The following is a 912-nucleotide window of genomic DNA, read 5'->3' on the forward strand; positions in this document are numbered from 1 at the left end:
TGAACTTGCAGAATATGAGCGCGGAGAGCTTGAACAAATCAATACCGCTCTTTTCAATGATGGACTAGTCATTCGCATTGCTAAAAATGCCGTGATTGAATGCCCGATCATTTTGAACTTTGTGCAAGATGAAGCGGGACTTACAACACCTCGTGTGTATATCGAACTGGAGCAAAGTGCGCAAGCTACAGTCATTGAAAACTATGCAATCGCTGATGTAGACGGAGCATTCTGCTCTAGCCAAACAACAGCGCTGATTGGTGACAACGCAAAGCTTACTTATTTGCGTCAAAATCCTTTAGGCAGTGCGTTCCGTATAGGCGGAACCACGCGTGCAATTCTAAAACGTGATGCGAATTTTGAAAGCCATATTCTTTGCTTAGGGTCAGCAATGGCACGCCATGACCTTCATGTATTAATGACAGAGAAAGGCTCGCATTGTGAATTAAATGGCGTGGTCGTCACGAAGGAAAAACAACACTACGACAACCACACCGAAATTGAGCACATTGCGTCAAACTGCACCAGCGAAGAAAACTATCGTTGTATTGCAGATGACAATTCACACATTGTGTTTAATGGACGTATATATATTCACAAAGACGCCCAAAAAACACTGGGCGAAATGAACAATCGCAACTTGTTGTTATCGAACTCTGCAGAAATCGATACGAAACCAGAGTTAGAAATCTACGCTGACGATGTTAAATGTGCACACGGCGCAACCATCGGCCAACTAGATGAAAAAGAAGTGTACTACCTAAAAACTCGCGGTCTGAGTGATGAGCAAGCGCGTCAAATGTTGACGCTCGGATTTGTTCTTGAATTGGTACGCGCAGTTCCGATTGCTTCGCTTGCTGAACAGTGGGAGCAAACTTTATCAGAACTTCTTAGCTTTAAAGATTAGGCGGG

The 912-nt window shown here is 43.9% G+C and carries 1 protein-coding gene; it reads left to right on the forward strand.

Going from position 1 to position 912, the window contains the following annotated elements; genetic code table 11:
- Positions 1 to 907, forward strand: a 907-nt coding sequence (gene sufD, locus A3739_RS19060) for a Fe-S cluster assembly protein SufD (protein ID WP_068502427.1), incomplete at its 5' end; no start/stop codon positions are given.
- Positions 908 to 912: the final 5 nt, after the last annotated feature.

It is taken from the genome of Oleiphilus sp. HI0067 (assembly GCF_001635735.1).